Below are 24,547 nucleotides of genomic sequence, written 5' to 3'. Positions count from 1 at the left end.
CGAGGGGACGGACGGGACGAGGCGGGCTGTCTGGGAGCCCTAGTCGCGGACCTTGGGGAGGTCCACGGTGGGCGCGTCGATCGAGCCGTGCTCGACGGTGCTGGGGTCGACGACCTTGCCGGGATCGGCGGCGCGCAGCTCGTGCGACAGGTCGGCGAGCTCCTTGCCGCCCGCCATCTCCTCGGTCAGCTCGTCCAGCGAGACCTCGTCACGGTGGGCGTCCAGGACCACGCGCCCGAGCTTGAGGATGACGAAGTGGTTGCCGACGAGGTAAGCGTGGTGCGGGTTGTGGGTGATGAAGACGACGCCGAGGCCGGCGTCCCGCGCCTTCATGATGTACTTCAGCACCACGCCGGACTGCTTGACGCCGAGCGCCGCGGTGGGCTCGTCGAGGATGATCACCTTGGCGCCGAAGTAGATCGCGCGGGCGATCGCGATGCACTGCTTCTGACCGCCGGAGAGGCTGCCGATGGGGCGGTCCAGGTCGGGGATGACGATCCCCATCTTGGTGAGCTCCTCGCCGCAGACCCGCTTCATGGTGGCGATGTCCATCCCGAAGGGCCCCTTCTTGACCTCGTTGCCGAGGAAGAAGTTGCGCCACACCGACATCAGCGGGGCGAGCGCGAGGTCCTGGTAGACGGTGGCGATGCCGCTGCCGAGGGACTCGCGCGGCGAGGAGAAGTGCCGCTCCTCGCCGTTGACGTACATCTCGCCGGCGTTGTAGTCGTGCAGCCCCGCCATGATCTTGATGAGCGTGGACTTGCCGGCGCCGTTGTCGCCGAGGACGCAGGTGACCTCGCCCTGACGGACGGACAGCGAGACGCCGCGCAGGGCGTGGACGTTGCCATAGCTCTTGCCGCAGTCACGCATCTGCAGGATGGCGGTCGTCGGCCCGCCCTCGTGCGTGGCGACGGTCTTGGTCGCGCTCATGCCGCGTCCGCCCTTCTCTTGACGTACATGTTGACCAGGGTCGCGCCAAGGAGCATGACGCCGAGGAAGGTCTTGAGCCAGTCGACGTCCCAGCCGGCGTAGTTGATGCCGAGGTTGGTCATGCCGTAGATCAGGGCCCCGATCGAGGCGCCGAGCACCGAGCCGTAGCCGCCGGTGAGCAGGCAGCCGCCGATCACCGCGGCGATGATGTAGATGAACTCGTTGCCGACGCCCTGGCCGGACTGCACGTTGTTGTAGTTGAACAGGATGTGCATGCCGACCAGCCAGGCGGCGAAGCCGGTGCCCATGAACAGGCCGATCTTGGTGGCGGTGACGGGGACACCGACGGCGCGGGCGGCCGCCGCGTCCCCGCCCACGGCAAAGATCCAGTTGCCGACGCGGGTCCGCAGAAGCAGGTAGGCGAGGATCGCCGTGAGGACGATCCAGTAGACGACCATCGACTCGATGCGGACGGGCCCGATGGAGAATCCCGAGGCAAAGACCTTCTGGGCGCTCGCCCACCCGTCCATGTCGCTGATCGAGTTGGACGACACGCCCCCGGTCACGATACGGGTGACGGCCAGGTTGATGCCCTGGAGCACGAAGAAGGTGCCGAGCGTCACGAGGAAGCTCGGCAGGCCGGTGACGTGCAGCAGCCAGCCGTTGAACGCGCCGACGGCCAGGGACAGGACGAGGGCGAGCAGCACGCCGACCCAGACGTTGAGCCCGAGGTACCACGCGAGGTGCGCCGCGGCCAGACCCGAGAAGGTCACCGCGACACCCGTGGACAGGTCGAACTCCCCGCCGATCATCAGCAGCGCCACGAAGACCGCCATGACGCCGATGGTCGATGCGGCGTAGAGGATCGTGCCGATGTTGGCGACGTTGCGGAAGGCCGGTGCTACTGCGAGGAAGAGCGCGGCGAGCGCGACCGCCCCGATGAGGGCGCCGACGGCCGGCATACCGAGGAGCAGGGCCACCGGGGACTTGGTGCGGACCCGGTCGTCCGCGGCTGCGGGCGCCGGTGACGACGGCCGCCCCGGCTCGAGGTCGGTGGCGGTGCTCATCGGGTGCCGTTCGCGGCGAACTTCGCGACGTTCTCGACGTTCGTCTTGTCGATGAACGCGGGGCCGGTCGCGACGTTCTTGCCACCACCGAGGGTGTTGCCGTTGGTCTTGTAGAACCACAGCGCGTCCACGGCGAGGTAGCCCTGGAGGTAGGGCTGCTGGTCGATGGCCCAGTCGACCTTGCCGTCCTTGACCGCGTTGACGAGCTCCTTGCTCGTGTCGAAGGTGCCCAGCTTGGCCGAGCTGCCGGCGCCTGAGATCGACTTGACCGCGTCGAGGGCGAAGGGCGCGCCGAGGGTGACGACCCAGTCGATGCTCTTGTCCTGGGTCAGCTTGGCCTGGATGGTCGTGGTGACGGCGGAGTCGTCGCGGCCGTTGACGTACATCCGGTCGACGGTGACCCCGGCAGCGCCCTTCTTGACGCCGTCGCAGCGGTCCTCGAGCTGCTGCTGCCCCTGCTCCTGGATCACGCACACCACACGCTTGCCGCCGGCCTTGGCGATGCGCTCGCCGACCGCGACGCCCGCGTCCGTCTCGCCCTGGCCGAAGTAGCCGATGGCGCCGAGCTCCATCGCGTCGGTCCCCCCGGCGTTGAACATCGTGACGGGGATGCCGGCCGCGACGGCCTTCTTGATGACGGGTCCGAGCGCGCCGGTGTTGGGGCTGGTGACGGCGATGCCGTCGACCTTCTTGTCGATGGCCGCCTGCACGAGCTGGGCCTGCTTGGTGGCGTCGGGGTCGTTGGTGTACTCCAGCTGGACGTTGTCCTTCTTCGCGGCGGCCTCGGCGCCCTTGCGGATGATGTCCCAGAACGTGTCGCCGGGGGCCTGGTGGGTGATCATCGCGATCTTCATCGTGGGGGTGCCGGCGTTGCCGCCGGAGGCCGCGCCGGAGTCGGTCTGCTTGCCGCCGGAGGAGCTGCACGCCGCCATCGACAGAGCGGTCGTGGTGGCCAGGGCCAGGGCGACGGTGGTCTTGTGGGTGCGGTTCATGGAGGTGCCTCTCGTGGGGCGGAGCAGCGACGGTGCTCTCCGGTCGTGATGTGTTGATGACAAACTACGTGTTTGTCCTGCGAGGTGGGCCGACAGCTCGGGCGCGTCGGCCGTGCGACCCTGCTCGCCTCCGACGGGCTCGGGTCGGGGAGTCCGGTCCAGCCGCTGCTCTGCGCCTGGAGGCCGAGGTCCACCCGGCTGGGACCACCTTGGCGGGTCCCCTGCCTCACGTCAAGAGTTTGTCTTGACATTTGCACGTCCTGACGCAATCGAGACCATCCCGCTGCGGCCGAGAGGATTTCGTCATACTTTTGAAAACCCTGGCCGGCGTCGCTACACTGGTCATGTCAGGACAAAGTCCTGGCGCTCACCACGATGGCCGTGCGGGACGCGGCCATCCGGGCTCTGCGGCTCCCCGCGGCAGAGAGAAGGAACGTTGTCCCACACCCTCGTCGAAGACGCCCGCACCCCGCAGGCGCAGACGACCCACGCCGCCCTCGCCGTGCAGGCCGCCCTGCTGGCCTCGCTGGCCGTCGTCCTGACGGTCGTCGGGGCTGTGCTGGCGTCCGCGCCCGTCCTCCTCAGCGCGCTGCTGCCGCTCACCGCGACCGTCGCGCTCTTCCTGACCTGGAACGCCCGCGAGCTCAGCCGCATCTGAGCGGCCGCTCCCGCGCGTGAGCCCCCTCTCCCGACCGGGGAGAGGGGGCTCACGGCATCAGGCGTCGTATGTCGTCCGCCCGCTGACCTGCGGCACCGACTCCCACGCGCGGCTCGCCGCCGCCCGCACCACCGCCTCGTCCACCTCGGCCGCCGACCAGGCGTCCGCCGCGGACGGGGCGACCTGCTCACCGGTCAGCACCGACGCGACGAAGTCCCGGCCCTCCACGACCTTGAGGTCGTCGAAGGAGAGGTTCTGGCCCGGGCCGGGCTGGAAGCGGGCGTAGTCGCCGTGCTGCGGCCCGGCCATGACGGTGGTGTAGCCGTGCACGTCCCCGCCGTCGCCGAGCAGGACCTGCACCTTGGACATGTCCTCGAAGTTCCACCGCACGGATCCCGCTGTGCCGTAGACCTCCACGACGTACTCCGCCCGAGGACCGCGGGCCACCCGGGACGCCTCGAGGGTGCCGACCACGCCCGAGTCGAATCGCGCGAGCACGCCGACGTAGTCCTCGTTGCCCACCGGGCCGCGCTCGTCGGAGACGCGCACCTTGGCGTGCCCGACGCCCTGCTCGAGCGGGAGCGGGCGGTCGGTGATGAAGGTGTCGGTGAGGGCGGCGACCTCGGCCACGCGCCCCACGAGGAACTGCGCGAGGTCGATGCCGTGCGACAGCAGGTCGCCGACGACGCCCGGCCCGGCGGTGGCCTTGTCGTAGCGCCAGGTCAGCGGCCCGTCGGGGTCGCTGGCGTAGTCCGCGATGAGCCAGACCCGCACGTTGGTGACCCGCCCGAGCCGCCCGTCGCGGATCAGCTGCCGCGCGAACTGCACGCCGGGCGCCTGGCGGTAGTTGAAGCCCACGCCGGTGACGAGCCCGGCCTCCGCTGCGGCGCAAGCGATCTCGCCAGACTCCCCGGCCGAGACGCCCATCGGCTTCTCGATCCAGAAGGGCTTGCCCGCGGCCACGGCCGCCAGCGCGATCTCGTGGTGCAGGAAGTTGGGGGCGCAGATCGACACCGCCTCGACGGCGGGGTCGGCGAGCAGGTCGCGGTAGTCGGGATACGCCGCGGCGAAGCCGAACTGCTCGACCGCGGCCTCGCGGGCCCCGGCGACGGGGTCGGCCACCGCGACCAGCCGGGGCCGCACCCGCAGCTCGGGATAGCGCTCCGGCAGCGAGGCGTAGGCGCGCGTGTGCAGCCGCCCCATCCACCCGAAGCTGATGACGCCGACGCCCAGCTCGCGGTAGCCGGTCACGCGCCCAGCTCCCGCTCGAGCCGCTCGCGCATCGCGACGTGGATCTCGTCGGCGCGCTCCTCCCAGCCGAAGACGCAGACCGACACCGGCCCGTCATAGCTCGTCTCGCGCAGGTAGCCGAAGACCTCGTCCCACGGCACCTCGCCCTGGCCGATCTCGTTGTGCTGGTGGATGCGGGCGTCCACGCCGGGCGGGTTGACGATGTAGCGGTTGCCGACGTTGGCCAGGTGGTTGTAGACGTCGGCGACGTGGACGTGCCGCAGCCGCTCCCCGGCATACGTCATCATCGCCCGCGCGTCCCCCGCCCCCTGCGACAGGTGGAACATGTGGGGGCAGCAGAACTCGTAGTTGAACCACGGCTTGTTGACGCCGCGGACGATCTGGACGGCGCGGTCGTTGGTCTCGACGAAGTCGTAGGGGTGCGCCTCGATCGTGCACTCCACGCCGTGCCGCTCGAAGTCGGGGATCAGCTCCTCGATGCTCTTGTAGAGCTGGGCCTCGCTGCGCACCGGCTGGTTGGGGTCGCCGGACAGCTCGGTCGCGATCATCGGGACCTCGAGGTCGTCGGCGATCTCGAGCAGCCGGCGCAGGCCGCGCACGGCGTGCTGGCGGTCCTGCTCGTCCGGCGCCGACCAGTTGTAGACGGGGTTGAAGGTCCAGATCTTGACGCCGGTCTCGGCCATGGCCCGCCTGACCTTGGCGATCTCGGCGTCGTCCACCTTGGGGTAGTGGTGCCACTCGTGGAAGTCCGCGCGCGGCGACAGCTCGAGGAACTCGTAGCCGAGGTCCGCGGCCTTGCGGCACTCCTCGGCGACGGTCAGGTGCGGGTGGTACATCGACGGGTCCAGCAGGATCTTGACCATGTCATCTCTCCGGGGACGCTGGGGCACGGACTGGGGGTGGCTCAGATGGATCGAGCCTGCGGCAGGTGGGGGGATCGCCTGCCGCAGGCTCGGGTCGAGGGCCTCGGGTCGTATGCCGAGGGTGGCCTGGTCAGGCGTAGAGCGCCGGCTTGTCGATCATCTCGACAGCGACGACGCCGTCCTCGGTCAGTGCCTTGACACCAGCGTCGCAGACACACGCGGCAGCATAGCCGTCCCACGCCGACGAACCCGTGTGGCGGTCCTCGCTCGCCGCGGTGATCCACTCCTGCACCTCGGTGACGAAGGCCCCCCGGAACCGCTCGTTGTGGTCCTGCACGATCGCGTGGTGGGCCCGGCCGGTGTCGCGGCGCAGGATCTTCTCCTGGTCACCGAGCGACACGACGCCCCGCTCGGCGACGAGCTCGCAGCGGATGTCGTAGCCGTACTGGCAGTTGACGAAGACCTCGTCGTCGACGCGGACCCCCGACTCGGTCTCCAGGATCAGCACCAGCGGGTCCTGCAGGTGCTCGAACCGCAGGGAGGTCTTCCTGGGCCGGTCCACCCGCGCCGACACGAACTCCTCCCCGAGCAGCCACCGCATCGTGTCGATCTCGTGGATCGCGGTGTCGTTGATGGCCATGTCCCAGGTGTAGTGCGGCGGCACCGTCGGGTTGCGGTGCGCGCAGTGCACCATCAGCGCCTCGCCGATCTCGCCCGAGTCGAGGACGGCCTTCATCTGGCGGTAGGACTCGTCGAAGCGGCGCATGAAGCCGACGGTGACGAGCTTCCTGCCGGCCCGCTCCTCAGCCGCCATGATGGCGCGCGAGCCCGCGGCGTCGGGGGTGAGCGGCTTCTCGCAGAAGACCCGCTTGCCCGCCTCGACGCACGCGACGACGTCGGCCTCGTGGGCCGGGCCGTGGGAGCAGATCATCACCGCGTCCACGTCGGGGTCGTCGATCAGCTCCTGGCTTGAGTGGTGACCCTTCACGCCATACTTGCCCGCGACGGTCGCGACGTTGTCCGCCGCGATGTCGGAGACGGCGACGACCTCCCCGCCCGCGATCACGGAGCGGATGCGGTCGATGTGGGCCTGCCCCATCCCGCCGGGGCCGATCATGCCGATGCGCAGCGTCATGAGATTCGTTGTCCCTTCGACTACTTCAGACCGAGACCGCAGGAGGCGAGGTACTCGCGGGTGCGGATGGCGTTGGGGAGCGGGTAGGACGGGTCGCAGCCGTACATGTCCTGCTCGCAGATGACGTAGAGCTCCTTGTCGAGGCCCGCGAGCGCGTCGATCAGGGTGGGCATGTGGGGCTCCCCCGCCGGCGGGGCCACCGAGACGCCCTTGTGGACGGCCGCGACGAAGGGCCAGTCGTCCTCGTGCGCCTGCCGGACCAGCTCGGGGTCCATCGCTTTGATGTGGACGTAGTCGATGCGCTCCGGGTAACGCTGGATGAGGTCGACGCAGTCACCCTGGCCGTAGACGACGTGCCCGGTGTCCAGGCAGAAGCCGACGTAGTCGGGGTCGGTCGCGGAGAAGATGCGGTCGATGTCCTGCGGCGTCTCGATGTGGGAGTCGCCGTGCGGGTGCAGGACCATCTTGAGGCCGTAGTCCTCCTTCATCAGCCGGCCGAGCTTGTTGGCGTTGGCGATGTAGAGGTCCCAGGCCTCCCCGGTGAGGGTGCGCTCGTCGGTGAGGTCGCCGGTCTTCTCGTCGCGGTACATCGGGGGCAGGTGGACGACATACTCCGCGCCCACGGCGGCGTGGGTCTCCCCGATCGCGCGGAAGGTGCGCTCGGTGTCGGCCCAGGCCTCGGCCTTGTGCAGGATCCCCCAGCCCGTGCCGGCGACGACGCGGAAGCCGCGCTGCGCCATCTCGTCGGCGAGGCGGGCGGGGTCGGTCGGGAAGTAGCCGAACGGACCCGTCTCCATCACGGAGAAGCCGGCCTCGGCCATCTCGTCGAGCGCCTGCTGCCAGGGGATCTGCTGCGGGTCCTGCGGGAACCACACGCCCCACTGGTCGGGGCAGACGCCGATGGTGAGCGCGGCGTACCTCGGGTCCTCGGTGTTGCGGGACCTGTCGGTGCGGGAGGTGTGGTCGGCCATGAGCTGTCCTCTCCGGGGGCTGCCCACCCGGGTGTCGGCGGTGACGGGGACGGCAGGTCGCTGCTGCTGCCGTGGCGGCTCTCACGCTAGTAGCGGCCCAAATGTCCTGTCAATAGATCAAAGACCTACCGCCGGTAGGACGATCGACCGGCCTTCCTTCCCCAGGCTGATGGAACCAAGGCCGGCTGATCTGACCAACCCCGGCTGATCGGGTCCGCGCCCGCCTCGGCAACCACGGGGGCGGCGTCGACGCGCGGACGACCTGATGTCAGAATGTCAGAGCAAAGTTGCCTACGGGCTGCCCGACCCGACCGACCGACCTGACCGACCTGCCCGACCTGACCGACCTGACCGACCTGACCGACCAAGGAGCGCATCGATGAGGATCGCCACCGCCCCCTGCAACTGGAACAACGGGGACATCCCGGACTTCCGCCCTTATACCGCCCCGGGCCGGATGATGGACGAGATGGTCGAGGCGGGCTACGTCGCGACCGAGTGGGGCCCCGGTATGCCGGACGACCCCGCCGTCGTGCGCTCGGAGATGTCACGACGGGGGCTGGAGATGGTCGGGGCGTTCGTGCGGCTGGGGTACCGCGACCGCGAGCGCTGGGACGAGGCCGACGCCGCCGCCCTGGCCGTGGCCGAGCGGGTCAGGGCCGCCGGCGGCTCGATCCTGGTGGCGGCAGAGCTCGGGGACGAGCGCCGCGACGCCGAGGCCGGCCACGTCGACGAGGCCCGCGGCCTGACGGACGAGCAGTGGCGCAACCTGGCCGACGGCCTCGCCCACCTCGCCGACCTGCTCGAGCCCATGGGCATGCGCGTCGTCCTGCACAACCACGTCGGCACCTATGTCGAGACGGCCGCCGAGACGCGCCGCTTCCTCGACGAGACGGATCCCGCCAAGGTCGGCTGGTGCCTCGACGTGGGCCACCTCAAGTACGGCGGCGGCGACGCCCTGGACTTCCTGCCCACCTATGGCGACCGGGTGGCGCACGTCCACCTCAAGGACGTCGACCCCGAGGTGCTGCGCCGGGCCCAGGCCGAGCGGTGGAGCTTCGGCGACGCGCTGCGGGGCATCATCTTCCCCGAGCTGGGCGACGGCCTCGTCGACATCGCGGGGGTCGTGCGGTGGCTGCGCGAGCACGACTACGACGGGTGGATCGTCCTCGAGCAGGACACCACGCACCGGCACCCCAAGGACGCGGCCCGCATCAACCGGGAGTACGTCGAGAAGCTCCTCGCCTGACCGCACCTCGCGCGGCCACGGCGGTGGTCGCGGCGTCGGGCGGGGCGGCATACGGCCCCACCCTGGCGCCATTGGTCACCAATGACCTCTGAGGGGTCTATGTGAACGATCCAACGAATGATTGGTGACCAATGGAGCACGTGGGTGGGCACCGCCGATCCCAGGCCAGAGGCCGTATGGCGCTCGCCCCCGGGTCACGTCCCGCCGGTCCCGCCACCGCAGAGCGGTCGCAGATCCGACGTCAGGGTCGTCCTGGCGTGGGATGTGCGACCACTCTCGTGGCACCCGCTCAGGGGCGGGCGACCTGGTGGGTCAGTCGTTCTGGGGGAAGCCGAGGTTGAGGCCGCCGTGCGACGGGTCGAGCCAGCGCGCCGTCACCGCCTTGGTCTTGGTGAAGAAGTGCACGCCCTCCATCCCGTGCGCGTGCGTGTCGCCGAAGAGCGACCCCTTCCACCCGCCGAACGAGTAGTAGGCCATCGGCGTCGGGATCGGCACGTTGATGCCGACCATGCCGACCTGCACCTCGTTCTGGAAGCGCCGCGCGGCGCCGCCGTCGTTGGTTAAGATCGTCGTGCCGTTGCCGAACGGGTTGTCGTTGATGAGCTGCAGGCCTTCGTCGTACGACGCGACCCGCACGACCGACAGCACGGGCCCGAAGATCTCGTCCCGATAGATCGACATCGACGGCGTGACCTTGTCGAAGAGGGTCGGCAGCAGGAAGAAGCCGTCCTTGGACCCGCCGACCCAGTCGCCGGAGCGCCCGTCCACCACGAGTGAGGCCCCCTCGGACACGCCGGCGTCGACATAGCCGCGGACCTTGTCCAGGTGCGCCTTGGTCACGAGCGGCCCCATGTCGACGCCCTCGCCGTTGCCCTCACCCGTCGTGAGCTGCGCCATCCGCTCCGTGATCTTGGCGATGAGCTCGTCCGCGACGGAGTCGACGACGAGGAGGGCGGAGATCGCCATGCACCGCTCGCCGGCCGCGCCGAAGCCCGCGTTGACGGCGGCGTCCGCCGCGAGGTCGAGGTCCGCGTCGGGCAGCACGAGCATGTGGTTCTTGGCGCCGCCGAGGGCCTGGACGCGCTTGCCGGCCGCGACGGCACGCTCGTAGACGTAGCGCGCGATCGGCGTGGACCCCACGAACGAGATGGACTTGACCTGCGGGTTGTCGAGCAGCGCGTCGACGGCCTCCTTGTCGCCGTGGACGACGTTCATGACGTGGTCGGGCAGGCCGGCCTCGCGCCACAGGTCGGCGATCAGGTTGACCGCGGTGGGGTCCTTCTCCGACGGCTTGATGACGACGGCGTTGCCGCAGGCGATCGCCACGGGCACGAACCACAGCGGCACCATCGCCGGGAAGTTGAACGGGCTGATGACGCCCACGACGCCGAGCGGCTGCAGGATCGAGTAGGCGTCGATGCTGGTGGAGACGTTCTCGGAGAACCCGCCCTTGGTGATGTGGCCGATGCCGCAGGCGAACTCGACGACCTCGAGACCGCGGTTGATCTCGCCGACGGCGTCGGGGTAGGTCTTGCCGTGCTCGGCGACGATGGCCTTGGCGATCTCGCCCTTGCGCGCCTCGAGCAGCTCGCGGAAGGCGAAGAGCACGCGAGTGCGCTTGGCGATGGAGGTCTGGCCCCATGCCTTGGCGGCCTCGGCGGCGCCCGTGACGACCTCGTCGACGAGGGCCGTGCCGGCGAGGTCGAGGGTGCCGGTGACCTCGCCGGTGGCGGGGTTGTAGACCTCGGAGGTGCGCTCGGCCGTGCCTTCCCACGGGGAGTGGCCGATCAGGTGGGTGATGCGCGTGGTCATGGGAGTGGTCCTTTGCTCGATGCCGTATGACGGGAAGCTGGGTGCGGGGCACAGACCCGCCGGGGGTAGCGAGATCAGCCTGGTGAAGGAAGGCCGGTCGATCGCGCTACCGGCGGTAGGTCAGGAGAAGGGGAGGCGGGGGTCGACGGGCTGGGCGTCCCAGGTGCCGCGCACCCAGGCGTGCGCGGGGTCGTCGCAGATCAGCCACGCCCGCTGCTCGCCCGGGCCGGCCATCACGTTGAGGTAGTACATGTCGTAGCCGGTCGGCGCCATCGCCGGCCCGTGCCAGCCGTGCGGCACGAGCACCACGTCGCCGGAGCGCACCTCGGCGAGCACGTCGATCGGCCGCTTGTCGGTGCCGTAGACGCGCTGGTAGCCGATCGGGTCCGGCGCGACGTCGTCACGACCCGGCCCGCCGCTGTCTCCACCCGGCCCGCCGCCCTGCTCCACCTGGATCTCGAAGTAGTAGATCTCCTCCAGCGCCGTCTCCTCCCCCGACCGCTCCTCGTCGTGCTTGTGCGGCGGGTAGGACGACCAGTTGCCGGCAGGCGTGATGACCTCGCAGGCGATGATCGAGTCGGCGTCCAGCACGTCCGGCGTCCCGAAGTTCTGCACCTGCCGGCTCGCCTGCCCGGCCCCCCGCAGCTCGACGGGGATCTCGGCCTTGCGCAGATGTTTCACGGGGAACGCGCTGCGAGCGGTCGCGTGGCACAGCGCGATCCGCCCACCCCGCGGCGCGGTGACGGTGAAGGTCGCGTCGCGCCCGACATAGAGACAGTCGGCCGGGCCGGCGAAGACCGAGGGTCGCCCCTCCAGCTCGTATGCCGCACCGCCCGTCTCGACGACCGCCGCTTCGCAGGCCAGCGGCACCACGACGAACTCGTGCTCCCCGGTGGCGATCTCCCGGGACTCGCCCGGCGCGAGGTCGGCCACCAGCAGGCCGGTGTGCGCCCAGCCGGGGTCCCCGGGCCGGATCCGCACCGCGTAGTCGTCGTCCCCGGTCGTCTGCCAGGGCTTGAACCAGTCGCTCATCGTGCTCCTCCAGAGGGTGCGTGGCTGCGGTGGGCGGGGTTGCCGTGGGCGGGGTTGCCCGCGTGGTCGCCGTGGACGAGCCGCGCGGCGATGTCGACGGCCGCGGCGACGTCGCCGTCGGGTGGGTAGAGCAGCGCCCGACCGACCACGAGCCCGGCGGCGTTGGGGCAGGTCAGGGCGTCGGCCCAGGTGGCGTAGGTGTCCTCGGGGTCGCCGGTGGGGTCCCCGCCGAGGAGCAGCGCGGGCATCGTCGAGGCGTCCAAGACGCGGGCCATGTCGTCGACGACCGGCAGCTTGAGCCAGGTGCGGGCGCTCGTGGCGCCGAGCCCTGCGGCGACGTGGACGGACCGGATCACGGAGTCGGGGTCGAGGTGGTTGACGACCCGCCCGTCGGCGTCCCGCGAGGACCAGAACGGCTCGACCATCGCCATCAGCCCGGCGTCGGCGAGCTCGGTCACGGCACGGGCGCTGGCCTCCAGGGTGGCCACCGTGCCCTCCTCGGACAGCGCGATGCGGGTCAGCATCTTGCCCCCGTCGAGCCCCCGTCGGGCGAGGTCCGAGGCGGCATACGCCGTGAACCGGTCGTCGAGCTCGAACGACGCGCCCTGCAGGCCACCGCGATTCATCGAGCCGACGACGACCTTGTCGTCGAGCAGGCCGAGCAGCAGCAGGTCCTCCAGGATGTCGGGGGTGCCGAGCACGCCGTCGACGCCGGGGCGGGACAGGGCCGTGGCGAGACGCGCGAGCGTGTCGGAGCGGCTGGCCATCGCCATACGGTCGTCGCGGACCCCGAGGGAGCCGCGGGCCGGGTGGTCGCAGGCGACCAGGAGCAGCCGGCCGTCGTCCCCGACGAGGGGGCGGCGCCGGCGGGCGGCCCAGAGCCGGTCGATGCGCTCGGGCTCGCGCAGCCGGGTCGTGGTGAGGGCGCGGACGTCGACGCCGACGCGGTCCATCACCGGGCTCCTGCGCGCTCGGCGAGCAGCTGCTCGACCTCGTCGGGCGTGGGCATGGCGGTGGAGCACTCGAGCCGCCCCACGACGAGGGCGCCCGCGGCGTTGGCGAACCGTACGATGCGCTCCAGGTCCCAGCCCTCCAGCAACCCGTGGCAGAAGGCCCCGCCGAAGGCGTCCCCCGCCCCCAGCCCGTTGACCACGTCCATGAGGATCGGCGGCACCTCGACGCGCTCGTCGCGGGTCTTGGCGAGCACGCCCTTGGGCCCCTGCTTGACCACGGCGAGCTCGATCCCGCGCTCGAGCAGGGCGTCGGCGGCGCGCTCGGGGTCCTCCTCCCCGACGGCGACCCGGCACTCCTCGCGGTTGCCGACGGCGACGGTGCAGCGGTCCAGGACGGCCTCGACCTCCCGCGTGGCGGTGGCCTCGTCGGGCCAGAACATCGGGCGATAGTCCAGGTCCAGGATCGTGTGCGTATGCCGGGCGCGCGCCTCCCAGGCCCCGTGGTGCGCCGCGCGGCTCACCTCGTGCGAGAGCCCGGTGACGGTGGCCCAGAAGATGCGGGCGTCGGCGATGGCCTGCAGCGGCATCTCGTCGGCTGCCATCACGAGGTCGGGCGCCTGCGGGTAGCGGTAGAAGTAGAGCGGGAAGTCGTCGGGCGGGAACATCTCGCAGAAGGTCACCGGCGTGGGCAGGCCCGGCACGGGGGACACGAAGCGGTCGTCGACGCCGAGGCGGGCCAGCTCCCGGTGCACGAACCGGCCGAAGGGGTCGTCGCCGGTGCGGGTGATCACCGCGGTGGCGTGGCCGTGCCGGGCCGCAGCCACGGCGACGTTGGTGGCGCTGCCGCCGAGGAACTTCCCGAAGGTCTCGACGTCCTCGAGGCCCACCCCGATCTGGTGGGGGTAGATGTCGATGCCGACCCGTCCGATCGTCAGCACGTCGAGGGGGCTCGGCGTCGCGGGGGGCGGTGCGTCGGTCATGTCATCCCTTCGGTGGGGCGATCACGGCGGTGGGAGCGGTTCCCAGCCTGCCGCAGCGCTCGCCATACTGTCAAGGTTTGTTAGGACAAACGGACTTTAGTGAGCTCGTGACACTTTGACATATTGCTATTACGCTCACGTAGCGTGACCGTGCAGCTCCCCGTGATCATCGACCGCGCCAGCCCCGTGCCTCTCTACCACCAGCTGGCGCAACAGCTCACGGCCGCCATCGAGGGCGGGGCGCTCAAGCCGGGCGACCCGTTCGAGAACGAGCTGTCCCTCGCGGAGCGCCTCGACCTGTCCCGTCCCACGGTCCGCCGCGCCATCGCCGAGATGGTCGCCCGGGGCCTGCTGGTGCGCCGCCGCGGCATCGGGACCACCGTCGCCAACGAGGTCATCCACCGCCGTGACGAGCTCACCTCGCTCTACGAGGACCTCGCCCGCTCGGGTCGCACCCCGGTCACGCAGGTGTTGAGCTTCGAGCCGGAGTCCTACTCCGAGCGCGCCGCCGAGGCGCTCGGCCTGAGCGCGGACACTCCCATGCTCTCCATCGAGCGCCTCCGCCTCGTCGGGGACCAGCCCCTCGCGGTGCTGCACAACTGGCTGCCGCCGCGCTACGCCGACATCAGCGAGGCCGAGCTGACGGAGCACTCGCTCTACGAGCTGCTGCGCGAGCGCGGCGCCAAGATGGTCGTCGCCCAGCAGACCATCGGGGCCCGCTCCCCGGGCGGGCGCGAGCGCAAGCTCCTCGAGGTCTCCAAGTCCGACCCGCTGCTGACCATGACCCGCAAGGCGTATGCCGCTGACGGGGTTGCCATCGAGTTCGGTGACCACTGCTACCGCGCCGACCAGTACGCCTTCGACATCACCGTCCACGAGCGCTGAGCTGCGGGCTGCACCACGCTGGCATGCGCTGTTGCACGTAGCCTAGAAGCCATGCTGGTTGTAGCGTAGGAATGATGCTGGTTGTAGCGTAGCGCTATGGCCTACACCCGCCGCGTCATCGACGAGGAGCTCGACGCACTCTTCCCCCATGTGGCGGCGATCGCCATCGACGGTCCAAAAGCAGTCGGCAAGACCACGACGGCCCGCGAGCGCGCCCGTGCACAGCTGCAGCTCGACGAGCAGGGTCTGAGGACGACCATCGAGGCCGACCCGACCATGCTGCTGCGTCGCGATCGCCCACTGCTGATCGATGAGTGGCAACGCGTTCCACCGGTGTGGGACGTCGTGCGTCGCGCCGTCGACGACGACTCGCGCGGCGGCCAGTTCCTGCTCACCGGCTCCGCGACGCCGTCGGCCGAGGCGTCGCTGCACTCCGGGGTCGGACGCATCGGCCGCCTGCGCATGCGGCCCATGACACTCCCCGAGCGCGGAGCCACCCACCCGACCGTCAGCCTGAGCGCTCTGCTGAGTGGGCGGCGCCCACCCCTCGAGGGATCGACCGGCCTCACGCTCGCGGACTACGCCCACCACGTCACCTCCTCGGGATTCCCCGCGATCCGCACGCTCGGCGATCGGGCGCGACGCTTCCAGCTCGACTCCTACCTGGCGACGGTCGCTGAGCACGACTTCCCGGAGCTGGGGCACCCCCTGCGTCGCCCCACCGGGCTGCAGGCGTGGCTGCGCGCCTACGCCGCCGCGTCCTCCACGACCGCGAGGCTGGAGGCGATCTCCGACGCGGCCGCCGCCGGCGAAGGCAGCCGCCCGGCTCGCACCACCACGCTCGCCTACCGCGAGACGCTCATGCGGCTGTGGCTCCTGGACCCCCTCCCCGCCTGGACCCCCAGCACCAACCACCTCACCCGCCTGCAGCAGTCCCCCAAGCACCACCTCGCCGACCCCGCCTTGGCCGCCCGCCTGCTCGGCCTGGACGCCGACGCCCTGCTGGATGGCGAGGGTGAGGTCGTCGGCCGTCGCGGGGCGATCATGCTCGGGACCTTGGTCGAGTCCCTGGCCACTTTGAGCGTCCGCGTCTTCGCCCAAGCCGCGGAGGCCGACACCGCGCACCTGCGCACCGCCAACGGTGACCACGAGGTTGACATCGTCGTGGTCACGAGCAGCGGCAAGGTGGTGGCCCTGAGGGTCAAGACCACTACGGCGGTCGACGACGACGACACCCGCCATCTGCGCTGGCTGCGCAGCAAGCTCGGCGATCGCATGCTGGACGCGGCCGTGCTGACCACCGGGCCGGACGCCTATCGCCGCAGCGACGGGATCGGCGTCATCCCGCTGGCGCTGCTGGGGCCATGAGCTCGCCGGCAGAGCCTCGCCGTCGTGGCCTGCTCGACGTGGGTGGCGGGCAGCAGGTCTACTGGGAGGAGTGGGGCGACCCGCGCGGCGTCCCCGCCCTCTATGTGCACGGCGGTCCTGGCGGGACGCTGGGCAGCAGCGCCTACCGGCACCGCTTCGACCTGCAGCGCACCCGGGTGATCGGCGTCGAGCAGCGTGGCTGCGGTCGCTCCGTGCCGCACGCGAGCGACCCCGCGGTGTCCCTCGACAGCAATGACACGGCGCACCTGGTCGCCGACATGGAGGCCGTGCGGTCCCACCTGGGCGTCGAGGGCTGGGTCCTCAACGGCGTCTCCTGGGGCTCGACCCTGGCCTTGTCGTATGCCGTCACCCACCCCGAGCGGGTCCTGGGCGTGGTGCTGGTCGCGGTGACCACGACGAGCCGGGCCGAGGTGGACTGGATCACCGAGGGCGTCGGCGCGATCTACCCGGAGGCGTGGGACCGTTTCGCCGCTCACGCCGAGGACGCGGGCGTCGGCTACACCCGGGGCCGCGGGCGCCTGGTGGAGGCCTATGCGCGACTGATGGAGTCGCCCGACCCGCGCGTGCGCGACGCCGCGTCGCGGGAGTGGGCGCTGTGGGAGGACACCCACGTCTCGATCGGTGCTGGCGGCTTCCACCGCGACCCTCGCTGGGACGACGACGCGTTCCGGGTGGCCTTCCTGCGCCTGACCACCCACTACTGGTCCCACGACGGCTTCCACGACCCACCTCTGCTCGAGCGGTGCGACCGGCTGGCGGGGATCCCCGCCGCGCTGATCCACGGCCGTCGAGACATCTCCAGCCCGGCGGTCACCGCCTGGCGACTGCACACCGCCTGGCCTGGGTCGCGACTGATCATCGACGAGGGCGACGGTCACGGGGGCGCGTCGATGGTCGAGCACTGGCGCGCCGCCAACGACGCCCTCGTCGACCGCCACACCACCTGAGCCAGCCCCCGCTCGCGGCCGCACGCACCGCCGTCAGGCCAGCCTGCACCTCGGCCACCAGGCGGGGACCAGGCCAAGAGGCAGGCCGAGCAGTGCGGCATACCCGTGGTAGTCCCCGGCCACGACGAACAGCACGACACAGGCCAACGCCCCGAGGGCCAGGTTGCGCGCTGTCCTTTCCCGCGCGATACGTCGCTCGATCAGGATCCTTCACCGCGCCGACCAGTACGCCTTCGACATCCCCGTCCACGAGCGTTGACCCGGGTCAGACGCCCCGTGCCCCCGCAAGACCGCCGCTCACGGCTCCTGGTGCTTGTCCGGCCATGGGCACGCGCAGCCCCCGCAGCCTGCAAAGTGCTGGACCCACCTCAGCCGGCACGGGGGTGCACCACCGTCCAGCGACGTGTCCGGGCGGTCAGGGGACATGGCCCTTGGCGCTGTCGATCACGATGAGGAGCGCCAGGACGAGGTAGACGGCCGCCGCAAGATATTCGAGGGCCCTCTGGGCTCCCGCATGGGACAGGAAGCGGTCTCGGAAGGCGCTGGCTCCGACGCCTACCGCCCCGTAGAGGACTACCTCGGTCGCGACGTTCACCGCGCCAAGCATCGCCATCTGCGCTGTCGTGCTCTGAGCCTGGCCGGCGAAGCGGGGCAGGACGGCCAGGAAGAACAAGATGAGCTTGGGGTTGGTCAGACTCACCATCGCCCCGCGCAGGAACCACCGTTGCGACACCACCAGCGGCTCACCGGCCGCTGTCCGCGCGGCTCTGGCCGTGATGATGGCCAGCCAGAGCAGGTAGGCGGCCCCCGCCAGCTTCACGGCATCCAGCGCTGCGGGGTACGTCGCTGCGACCGCCCCGAGGCCCAGGGCGACAGCCGCCGCGTACACGCTCATCCCGGAGCCGATTCCCAGGATCGCTCTCACCGCAGCCGTGCGGCCGCCCTGCAGACCAACGGCGAGCATATAGGTCATGTCCGGACCCGGAGGTGCGAGGAACACGAGGACCACGCCGATGAAAGCGGGAAGGACCGACATGTCGAGCATGGCCACCTCGATCTCCACGACGCAGGGTTGGAACCGGCTTAGGTGGTTCCAATCGTAGAGGCACGTGGGTGCCTAAGGTGGTCCCCATGGGCAGCGCCGAGACCCCAAAGTTCCGCACCGGTGACGTCTTGGCCACGGTCTTCACCGGCACCCTGACCGAACGGCACGGCGACACGGTCGAGTGGATCCCCACCCCCGGCCGACTGCTGGACTGGTTGGCCGTGAACGACCTTGCGGTGGAGCACTGTTCCGACGCCGAGCTCGCGTCGGCTTACCGGCTGCGCGAAGCGATCCACCTCGCCGGCACCGCCGCCGCAACCGGTGAACCCCTGCCTGCATCCGCCCTGCGGACCATCAACGAGGCCGCACGTGGGGGACGCGCCTGTCCCCAGCTCAGCCCCCATGAACAGCTCCGCTGGCGCCTGGGCGACTCCGGGGCTGGCTGTGTCGATGACGCGCTGGCGGTCGTGGCGGCCGACGCGCTCGTCCTCCTGGCGCCAGCCAACCGCGACCGGCTCGCGCTGTGCGCTTCACCAACCTGCCAAGAGATGTTCGTTGACAACAGCCAGAGCCACACCCGCCGCTGGTGCGACATGAACATCTGCGGCAACCGGAGCAAGAAGGCCCGCCATCGCGCCGCAACCCGACCACCTCGATCGGGCGCCTGAACCCCGCGGCCGTCCGTCAGAGACTGTGCTCCAGGAAGCCGACGAGAGCGGCTACGACCTGGCTCGGGTTCTCCTCTGCCATGTGGTGCCCGCTGTCGATGCGTGCGGTCGTGATCGGCCCAGCCACCCAGTCCCTCCACAACGCGGCCGGGTCCCCGTAGAGCTGTTCCAGGTCGTCGCGGATGGACCAGCCGACCAGGGTCGGGCACGGGATCGTGCGGCCTTCGGTGCGCGCCGCGCGGTCGTGGTCCAGGTCGGCGCTCAGGCCTGCTCGATAGTCCTCGAGCATGGCGCGGATGGTGTCGGGGCGCCGGATCGCCGCGGCCACGTAGTCGAAGTTCTCCGGCCCCATCGCGGCCCGCTTGTCGGCGTCGAGCTCGTACCACGCGTCGGGATCGGCGGTGATGACCCGTTCGGCGTGCGGGGAGCCGGTGTAGAAGAACCAGTGCCACCACTCGGTGGCGAAGCGGGTGTTGACCCGCTCGTCCGCTTCGAGGCGCGGCACGGCGTCGAGAACCCCCAGCGCCGTGACTCTTTCGGGGTGGTCGAGGGCACACGTGTAGGCCACTCCCATGCCTCGATCGTGGCCGATCACGGCGAATCGGTCATGACCGAGGGCCTCGGCAAGCGCCACCGTGTCGCCGGCCTTCGCCTCGGCGCAGTAGAGCTTGTGCGCCGCGTCCGGGGTGGGCTTGCTGGAGCGTCCGTAGCCCCGCACGTCCGGGCAGATCACCGTGTAGCCGGCATCCGCCAGACGGGGAGCGACCTGGTACCACGTGGTGTGCGCCCGAGGATGACCGTGCAGCAGCACCACCGCCGGACCCTCACCTCCCGAGCGTCCGTGAAGCGTCACCCCCGTCTCCAGGGACAGGTCCCACTCGTCGAAGCCGCCGAAGAAGGTCACGAGCTCACGCTAGCCGCGGATGGGGTCGTGCGGGGGGCCTCGCCAGGACCCGCGAGGCACCGCTTCTGGGGATCGCGATCACGCGACCTTTTGTCACCGGTCCCGGGGCAGCGCAGCCGCTGAGGCGACCCCGACACCGGGGAAGGATGGTGACGCTATGGCGACACCGAAGCTCCCCAAAGATGGGGCGGCGGTGGCGGGGGTGAGGTGGTGGCCCTCAGGGGCGCCCACCATGCGGTGAGCGCCCCTGCAGCACCAGGGATTACCGACGCGGACGCGACGGGGTGACGGAGGACGACAGGGTCGAGTCGCCCGGGCCGTCCCAGCCCACGAGCGCCGTCGGCGTGCCGACCGCCGGTCGCGTGACCGGCACCCGCACCGCGACCTTGCCGCGTCCGGGCACCTCGACGGTCCGCTTGCCGAGCACGCCCGAGGCGTCCATCAGCGAGACGTGGGCCACGCCCGCCGCAGCGGCGCGGATGGTGACCACGGCTTCGCCATACGCCGGGCGCACCGACTCCACCCAGCCCCCGGTGCGCAGCGTCGCGGACGGGCCGCCCGCGAGGGCGACGTTGTCGACCACGGCCTGGGCCACGGACTGCGGGGAGTCCAGGGAGGACAGCGCCTCGAGCGGGATGACCGGCTCGGTCGGGGTGGTGGAGCGACCGGCCGGCGGGGTGTAGCCGTCGAGCCGGACCTGGCCCCAGCGGTAGGGGTCACCCTGCACGCCGCCCCACACGGACCAGCCGATGCGGGTCTGCCCGGTCTTGTCCTGCGTGTCCGAGTCGTAGGGAAGGATGTTGAGCCCCATGTGGTTCGGGTCCACGGCCGCCGGCAGCTCGCTCATCGGGATCGCCACCTCGGCGGTGTACCCGGTGTACGGCTCGTTGACCTTGACCGCCCACCTCATCCCGGGCGCGGTGGACGCCGCCGGGCCCTGGTGGTTGTCGGCGTCGCGCAGCCCGCACGCCGGGCCCTCCGCGGTGAAGGGGAGGATCGCGGCCTTGAAGGTCGTCGACGTGTTCTCCGAGGTGCCGCGCGGGTCGACGGCGATCTCGAGGGAGTCGGTCCGCCAGTGGCGCTTGCAGTCGTTGGTCGCGAGCGCCGTGCCCTTGACGTCGTCGGTGACCTTGACGGCGACGTAGAGCGTGTCGGCGTCCCAGCTCACCCACGCCTGGGCGGAGCAGTCCGCGGCGGAGGTGCACTCGTCACCCTCCCAGCGGCGCGAGACGTCCAGTGCCGCACCGGGATACTCGCCGGGCGCGATGACACCGTCGAGGGTGGGCTTGGCCTGTGGGGCCGTGGCCTGTGGCACGAGCTCGAGCGCCTGCTGCCCGGTCGAGGTGCCCGTCGAGCTGGTCGTCGTCAACGTGTAGGCGTAGTCCCCGCCGGGAGCGCCGGTCTTCAGCGACGCGTCGGTGTTGGTCACGGTGAACTCGACCGAACCCGTCGCGCCCGCGGCGAGCGTGTAGGGGCGTGAGGCGGGTTCGACGGTGAAGCCCGCCGGCGGCGTCAGGGTCACCTGCCCGCTCTGGCTCGCCTGGGTGTTGTTGGTCAGGTCGACCCGTATGCCGCGTCGCCCGCCGCTCGCCAGCGTGAGCACCGGGGCAACGGTGCCGCTGAGCTGGGGCACGCCGACCTCACGGGTCCACGCCTCGAACTGCTCCACCTGCGGCAGCCACTGCTGGTGCGCGGTGACGGCCGGGGCCACGAGGACCGACTGGTCGACATACCCGCTCCCCTGGGCCGCCTTGAGCCGCAGCGCGATCCGGGCGCGAGCACCGGTCGCGGCGGCCGCGGGCGCGGACAGGGTGAAGGGGATCCGCACGGTCGCGCCGGCGCGGACGGTGGCCGGCACGGCGCCGGCCTGCACGGTCCACCCGGCGGGCAGCACCGGCTGGGCCGTCAGCCCGGTGAGGGCCTGCCTGGCCGGGGCGGTCACCGTCAGCGTGCCGGCGACCCGGCCGCCGGGCTGGACGTCGGCCTGGGCGGTGGTGATGGTGGCCCCGGTCCCGAGGGGGAGCGCCCCGCTCGGGCGGGTGAGGGCGCCGGCGATGGCGCCGTCGGCCGCGGTCGCGGCCGCCGACCCGGGCTCGGGGATCGGCACCCGCGACGCGATCTGGGTCATGGTGTCGCAGCCGATCTTGGCGGGGTCGCTGGGGACGTCGGGGAACCCGGCCCAGCCCTGGGTGACGTACTCCCGCTGGGCGGACCGCTCCACCGCGGCCCAGGTGCGCCCGTCAGGCGCCCGCTCCCCGCCCCACACGCCGTAGACGTCGCGCGTCGGGTCCTTGGGTGCCAGGGTGCTGCCGCAGGTCGGGCCGGTGGAGGAGGTGCCGGAGTAGGAGCGGGTCAGCAGCCGCGAGGGGGCCCACGGCTTGAGGCCCTCCTTGGTCACCTGGTCCGGGAAGCGGCCCGGGTCACCGGCCGCGTAGAAGGCCTCGACCGCGATCCGGGCGGCCTCCTGATGGTTGCCGTGGTTGCCCGGCGACGGGGCCGGGTCCATGGTCATGAGCACCTCGGGGCGGGTCTGCCGGATCACCCGGACCGCCCGGGCCAGGGTGTCGTCGTGGCCCCACACCTTGCGGGTGAGCGGCTCGGAGACGGTGTAGTAGAAGTCGACCTTGTCCAGGTTGTAGATGTTGCTGATCCCGGCCTTGCCGACGGCCCGCCGCTCCTCGGCCTCCCGCAGCAGCCCGAGGGCCGGCCCCTCCTCGGGCCCGACCGCGTTGCCGCCACCCTCGCCGCGGGTGATGGTGATGACGCCGGCCTTGACGCCGTACCGCTGGCGCCACAGGCCGAGGGTGGACAGGGTGCCGGCCTCGTCGTCGGGGTGGGCGCCGACATACAGCAGGCCCAGGTCGACGGGTGTGCCGATCGAGGTGTCCCGGGTCTGGGGGCCGCGGGCGAAGGCGGACAGCGTCCCGGTGCGATCTCCGTGGCCGTCGCCTGCCGGGGCGGCGATCGCGGATCCGATGGCCGTGGTGCCGGCCGTGAGGGCCACCGTGACGGCGGCCAGCGTGGTGCGTGCGGTGCGTCGTCCTTGACGACCGCGCGGGGTTGGTGCCATGCCGTGCTCCTTCTGGGGGTTGGAGCCGGACTACTCGCGGACGGCGCCCTCGAGCATCCCGGCGATGAAGTGGCGTTGCAGGAAGAGGTAGACGATGACCACCGGCAGGGCCACGAGCACGGCACCGGCGGCCAGGAGGGTGAAGCCCTGGGTGTACTGACCCTGGAAGAAGGCCAGCCCGAGCGGCGCGGTGCGCAGCTCGTCGACGTTGGCCATGACCAGCGGGATCAGGAACTCGTTCCAGGTCCACATGAAGGTCAGCACCAGCAGGGTGGTGATGGCGGGGCGCGCCAGCGGCACCAGCACCTGCCACAGCGTCTGCCAGCTGCTGGCGCCGTCGAGGCGGGCCGCCTCGACGACCGAGCGGCTGGACGCGCGGAAGTAGGTGCGCAGCCAGAAGGTCCCGAAGGCGATCGACTGCGCGACCTGGGGCAGCACGATCGCCCAGATCGTGTTGGTCATCCCGAGGCTCTGCAGGTCGTAGTAGAGCGGCACGATGATCGCCTCCGCCGGCATCATGATGCCGAGCAGGAAGACGTAGAACAGCACGCTCTGGCCCCGGAAGCGCAACGCGCCCAGGGCGTAGCCGGCCATGATCGACAGCGGCGTCGCGATGAGCAGCACCAGCGCCGACACGAGCACGCTGGTGCGCATCAGCGTCGCGAAGTGCCCCTGCTCCCAGGCGGCCCCGAAGTTGGCGACGCCCCCGGGCGACCCCGGGTCGCGACCGAAGGCCCCCACCACCACGGTGAGGATCGGGTAGAGCGCGAAGAGCGCGAAGACCCCGAGGATGAGGTAGTTGGCGAGCTGCTCGCCGCGGCTGATCCTCATGCGTCCCTCCGCTCCACGAACCGGGTGATGAGGAAGGAGATCGCGAAGACGACGATGGTCAGGGTGACCCCGATCGCGCAGGCCAGGCCGACCTGGCCGGTCTCGAAGGCCCGGTGGTAGACCTCGTAGGAGGGCACCGAGGTCTGGTTGCCGGGGCCGCCGCGGGTCGTCACGTAGACCAGGTCGAAGGTCTTCAGCGCCGCGATCACGGTCAGCGTCAGCGCCACCGAGACCTCCCCCCGCAGCGCGGGCAGGGTGATCGCGAAGAACTCCCGCACCGGGCCGGCGCCGTCGAGGCGCGCCGCCTCGTAGAGCGTCCGGTCGATCTGCCCCATCCCGCCGAGCATCAGCACCGTGACCAGCCCGGTCTCGAACCACGTGCCGACGAAGCCGACGGCCGGAAGCGCGAGCGCGTAGTCACCGAGCCACGCCCGGGTGAGCCCGTCCAGCCCCACCGCCCGCAGCACCGAGTTGAGGGTGCCCTCGGGGGCGTAGATGCGCCGCCACGCGACCGCCACGACGACCATGGCCACGACCTGCGGCAGGAAGACGACGGTGCGGAAGAAGGTCAGCCCCCGCACCCGAGCCCGCCCCAGCACCGCCGCGAGCAGCAGCCCGACGACGAGCGGCACGACCGCGAAGAAGAGCATCAGGACCAGGGCGTGCCCGAAGGCGGCGCGCAGCCCCTCGTCCTGCACGACCTTGCTGTAGTTGCCGAGGCCCACCCAGGCGCCGAGCGTCAGGCCGTCCCAGTCGTAGAAGGAGATCTGCACCGAGCGCAGCAACGGGTAGAGCAGGAAGGCGCCATAGACCAGCAGCGCGGGGGCGGCATACGCCCACCCGATCGCCCGAGGCTCGCCCGGGGGACCACCGGACCGGCGGGAGAGCCTCGGGCTGCGGGTGCTCGTGCTCATC

The 24,547-nt window shown here is 71.1% G+C and carries 22 protein-coding genes; 6 read left to right on the top strand and 16 right to left on the bottom strand.

The features are described 5' to 3' along the window. Window positions 1-39: 39 nt before the first annotated feature. From ADJ73_RS05550 to ADJ73_RS05540, 3 genes are read right to left on the bottom strand one after another with little or no spacing between them, the layout of a single operon-like run. The gene (locus tag ADJ73_RS05550) at window positions 40-930 is read right to left on the bottom strand and encodes an ATP-binding cassette domain-containing protein (protein ID WP_050347433.1); all 891 of its coding nucleotides are present in this window, start codon (window positions 928-930) and stop codon (window positions 40-42) included. After that, complete coding sequence (locus tag ADJ73_RS05545) at window positions 927-1,997, bottom strand: ABC transporter permease (protein WP_050347432.1); 1,071 nt, start codon at window positions 1,995-1,997, stop codon at window positions 927-929. Before ADJ73_RS05545 ends, ADJ73_RS05550 begins: the two co-directional genes overlap by 4 nt. Next, window positions 1,994-2,989, bottom strand: coding sequence for a sugar ABC transporter substrate-binding protein (locus ADJ73_RS05540; RefSeq protein WP_050347431.1), 996 nt, complete (start codon window positions 2,987-2,989; stop codon window positions 1,994-1,996). The genes ADJ73_RS05545 and ADJ73_RS05540 overlap by 4 nt, the downstream gene beginning before the upstream one ends. A gap of 436 nt (window positions 2,990-3,425) precedes the next feature. Between ADJ73_RS05540 and ADJ73_RS05535 the strand changes: the two genes are divergently transcribed. Continuing rightward, window positions 3,426-3,647, top strand: a complete 222-nt coding sequence (locus ADJ73_RS05535) for a hypothetical protein (protein WP_050347430.1) — start codon at window positions 3,426-3,428, stop codon at window positions 3,645-3,647. Between the two features lie 57 nt (window positions 3,648-3,704). Here ADJ73_RS05535 and ADJ73_RS05530 read toward each other — a convergent pair whose 3' ends face one another. The 4 genes from ADJ73_RS05530 to ADJ73_RS05515 form a co-directional block, all read right to left on the bottom strand. Beyond that, window positions 3,705-4,898 carry a Gfo/Idh/MocA family protein gene (locus ADJ73_RS05530; protein WP_050347429.1) on the bottom strand — a complete coding sequence of 398 codons (1,194 nt, stop codon included), beginning with the start codon at window positions 4,896-4,898 and terminating at the stop codon, window positions 3,705-3,707. Next, window positions 4,895-5,761, bottom strand: a complete 867-nt coding sequence (locus ADJ73_RS05525) for a sugar phosphate isomerase/epimerase family protein (protein WP_050347428.1) — start codon at window positions 5,759-5,761, stop codon at window positions 4,895-4,897. The genes ADJ73_RS05530 and ADJ73_RS05525 overlap by 4 nt, the downstream gene beginning before the upstream one ends. Before the next feature lie 130 nt (window positions 5,762-5,891). Further along, entirely contained in the window at window positions 5,892-6,896 is a 1,005-nt protein-coding gene (locus ADJ73_RS05520) for a Gfo/Idh/MocA family protein (protein WP_050347427.1), read from the bottom strand. A 20-nt stretch (window positions 6,897-6,916) separates the two neighbouring features. Continuing rightward, a complete protein-coding gene (locus ADJ73_RS05515; protein ID WP_050347426.1) occupies window positions 6,917-7,867 on the bottom strand; it encodes a TIM barrel protein in 951 nt (316 codons plus the stop codon). Window positions 7,868-8,246: 379 nt separating this feature from the next. On the opposite strand from ADJ73_RS05515, the gene ADJ73_RS05510 reads away from it, so the two are divergent. Beyond that, window positions 8,247-9,116 (top strand): TIM barrel protein, encoded by an 870-nt coding sequence (locus ADJ73_RS05510; RefSeq protein WP_050347425.1) that lies wholly within the window; start codon window positions 8,247-8,249, stop codon window positions 9,114-9,116. A gap of 312 nt (window positions 9,117-9,428) precedes the next feature. Here ADJ73_RS05510 and ADJ73_RS05505 read toward each other — a convergent pair whose 3' ends face one another. The 4 genes from ADJ73_RS05505 to iolC form a co-directional block, all read right to left on the bottom strand. After that, window positions 9,429-10,928 carry a CoA-acylating methylmalonate-semialdehyde dehydrogenase gene (locus ADJ73_RS05505; RefSeq protein WP_050347424.1) on the bottom strand — a complete coding sequence of 500 codons (1,500 nt, stop codon included), beginning with the start codon at window positions 10,926-10,928 and terminating at the stop codon, window positions 9,429-9,431. Window positions 10,929-11,048: 120 nt separating this feature from the next. Beyond that, window positions 11,049-11,960 (bottom strand): 5-deoxy-glucuronate isomerase, encoded by a 912-nt coding sequence (iolB, locus tag ADJ73_RS05500; RefSeq protein WP_050347423.1) that lies wholly within the window; start codon window positions 11,958-11,960, stop codon window positions 11,049-11,051. Continuing rightward, on the bottom strand, window positions 11,957-12,913 hold the full coding sequence (locus ADJ73_RS05495) for a class I fructose-bisphosphate aldolase (RefSeq protein ID WP_050347422.1): 957 nt from the start codon (window positions 12,911-12,913) through the stop codon (window positions 11,957-11,959). Before ADJ73_RS05495 ends, iolB begins: the two co-directional genes overlap by 4 nt. Next, window positions 12,913-13,893 (bottom strand): 5-dehydro-2-deoxygluconokinase, encoded by a 981-nt coding sequence (gene iolC / locus ADJ73_RS05490; protein WP_050347421.1) that lies wholly within the window; start codon window positions 13,891-13,893, stop codon window positions 12,913-12,915. The genes ADJ73_RS05495 and iolC overlap by 1 nt, the downstream gene beginning before the upstream one ends. 144 nt (window positions 13,894-14,037) lie before the next feature. Here iolC and ADJ73_RS05485 point away from each other — a divergent pair, with 144 nt between their 5' ends. The 3 genes from ADJ73_RS05485 (at window position 14,038) to ADJ73_RS05475 (ending at window position 17,114) form a co-directional block, all read left to right on the top strand. After that, entirely contained in the window at window positions 14,038-14,778 is a 741-nt protein-coding gene (locus ADJ73_RS05485; protein ID WP_050347420.1) for a GntR family transcriptional regulator, read from the top strand. A gap of 96 nt (window positions 14,779-14,874) precedes the next feature. Beyond that, window positions 14,875-16,146 carry an ATP-binding protein gene (locus tag ADJ73_RS05480; protein WP_050347419.1) on the top strand — a complete coding sequence of 424 codons (1,272 nt, stop codon included), beginning with the start codon at window positions 14,875-14,877 and terminating at the stop codon, window positions 16,144-16,146. Continuing rightward, complete coding sequence (locus ADJ73_RS05475) at window positions 16,143-17,114, top strand: alpha/beta fold hydrolase (protein WP_050347418.1); 972 nt, start codon at window positions 16,143-16,145, stop codon at window positions 17,112-17,114. The genes ADJ73_RS05480 and ADJ73_RS05475 overlap by 4 nt, the downstream gene beginning before the upstream one ends. A 415-nt stretch (window positions 17,115-17,529) precedes the next feature. On the opposite strand, the gene ADJ73_RS05470 is transcribed toward ADJ73_RS05475, so the two are convergent. Beyond that, a complete protein-coding gene (locus ADJ73_RS05470; protein WP_253272673.1) occupies window positions 17,530-18,177 on the bottom strand; it encodes a LysE family translocator in 648 nt (215 codons plus the stop codon). A gap of 68 nt (window positions 18,178-18,245) precedes the next feature. On the opposite strand from ADJ73_RS05470, the gene ADJ73_RS05465 reads away from it, so the two are divergent. Beyond that, on the top strand, window positions 18,246-18,827 hold the full coding sequence (locus tag ADJ73_RS05465; protein WP_050347417.1) for a CGNR zinc finger domain-containing protein: 582 nt from the start codon (window positions 18,246-18,248) through the stop codon (window positions 18,825-18,827). 16 nt (window positions 18,828-18,843) lie between these two features. On the opposite strand, the gene ADJ73_RS05460 is transcribed toward ADJ73_RS05465, so the two are convergent. The 4 genes from ADJ73_RS05460 to ADJ73_RS05445 form a co-directional block, all read right to left on the bottom strand. Beyond that, on the bottom strand, window positions 18,844-19,731 hold the full coding sequence (locus ADJ73_RS05460) for an alpha/beta fold hydrolase (protein ID WP_050347416.1): 888 nt from the start codon (window positions 19,729-19,731) through the stop codon (window positions 18,844-18,846). Between the two features lie 262 nt (window positions 19,732-19,993). Continuing rightward, window positions 19,994-22,801, bottom strand: coding sequence for a sugar-binding protein (locus ADJ73_RS05455; protein WP_082176760.1), 2,808 nt, complete (start codon window positions 22,799-22,801; stop codon window positions 19,994-19,996). A 30-nt stretch (window positions 22,802-22,831) separates the two neighbouring features. Beyond that, entirely contained in the window at window positions 22,832-23,632 is an 801-nt protein-coding gene (locus ADJ73_RS05450) for a carbohydrate ABC transporter permease (RefSeq protein WP_050347415.1), read from the bottom strand. Continuing rightward, window positions 23,629-24,546, bottom strand: a complete 918-nt coding sequence (locus ADJ73_RS05445; protein WP_050347414.1) for a carbohydrate ABC transporter permease — start codon at window positions 24,544-24,546, stop codon at window positions 23,629-23,631. The genes ADJ73_RS05450 and ADJ73_RS05445 overlap by 4 nt, the downstream gene beginning before the upstream one ends. Between the last annotated feature and the right edge of the window lies 1 nt (window position 24,547).

Origin of the sequence: Arsenicicoccus sp. oral taxon 190 (assembly GCF_001189535.1) — a bacterium.
Lineage (GTDB): Bacteria > Actinomycetota > Actinomycetes > Actinomycetales > Dermatophilaceae > Arsenicicoccus.
Note: the sequence above shows the minus strand (reverse complement) of the source record. Positions and strands in the feature narration are given on the sequence as shown.

Bases quoted from the DNA above. Each gene is read 5' to 3' on its own strand.
- ADJ73_RS05515 (WP_050347426.1), bottom strand. From the start codon at position 7,867: ATGGCCGACCACACCTCCCGCACCGACAGGTCCCGCAACACCGAGGAC.
- ADJ73_RS05455 (WP_082176760.1), bottom strand. From the start codon at position 22,801: ATGGCACCAACCCCGCGCGGTCGTCAAGGACGACGCACCGCACGCACC.
- ADJ73_RS05545 (WP_050347432.1), bottom strand. From the start codon at position 1,997: ATGAGCACCGCCACCGACCTCGAGCCGGGGCGGCCGTCGTCACCGGCG.
- iolB (WP_050347423.1), bottom strand. From the start codon at position 11,960: ATGAGCGACTGGTTCAAGCCCTGGCAGACGACCGGGGACGACGACTAC.
- ADJ73_RS05495 (WP_050347422.1), bottom strand. From the start codon at position 12,913: ATGGACCGCGTCGGCGTCGACGTCCGCGCCCTCACCACGACCCGGCTG.
- ADJ73_RS05525 (WP_050347428.1), bottom strand. From the start codon at position 5,761: ATGGTCAAGATCCTGCTGGACCCGTCGATGTACCACCCGCACCTGACC.
- ADJ73_RS05465 (WP_050347417.1), top strand. From the start codon at position 18,246: ATGGGCAGCGCCGAGACCCCAAAGTTCCGCACCGGTGACGTCTTGGCC.
- ADJ73_RS05505 (WP_050347424.1), bottom strand. From the start codon at position 10,928: ATGACCACGCGCATCACCCACCTGATCGGCCACTCCCCGTGGGAAGGC.
- ADJ73_RS05540 (WP_050347431.1), bottom strand. From the start codon at position 2,989: ATGAACCGCACCCACAAGACCACCGTCGCCCTGGCCCTGGCCACCACG.
- ADJ73_RS05520 (WP_050347427.1), bottom strand. From the start codon at position 6,896: ATGACGCTGCGCATCGGCATGATCGGCCCCGGCGGGATGGGGCAGGCC.
- ADJ73_RS05445 (WP_050347414.1), bottom strand. From the start codon at position 24,546: ATGAGCACGAGCACCCGCAGCCCGAGGCTCTCCCGCCGGTCCGGTGGT.
- ADJ73_RS05550 (WP_050347433.1), bottom strand. From the start codon at position 930: ATGAGCGCGACCAAGACCGTCGCCACGCACGAGGGCGGGCCGACGACC.
- ADJ73_RS05510 (WP_050347425.1), top strand. From the start codon at position 8,247: ATGAGGATCGCCACCGCCCCCTGCAACTGGAACAACGGGGACATCCCG.
- ADJ73_RS05480 (WP_050347419.1), top strand. From the start codon at position 14,875: ATGGCCTACACCCGCCGCGTCATCGACGAGGAGCTCGACGCACTCTTC.
- ADJ73_RS05475 (WP_050347418.1), top strand. From the start codon at position 16,143: ATGAGCTCGCCGGCAGAGCCTCGCCGTCGTGGCCTGCTCGACGTGGGT.
- ADJ73_RS05450 (WP_050347415.1), bottom strand. From the start codon at position 23,632: ATGAGGATCAGCCGCGGCGAGCAGCTCGCCAACTACCTCATCCTCGGG.
- iolC (WP_050347421.1), bottom strand. From the start codon at position 13,893: ATGACCGACGCACCGCCCCCCGCGACGCCGAGCCCCCTCGACGTGCTG.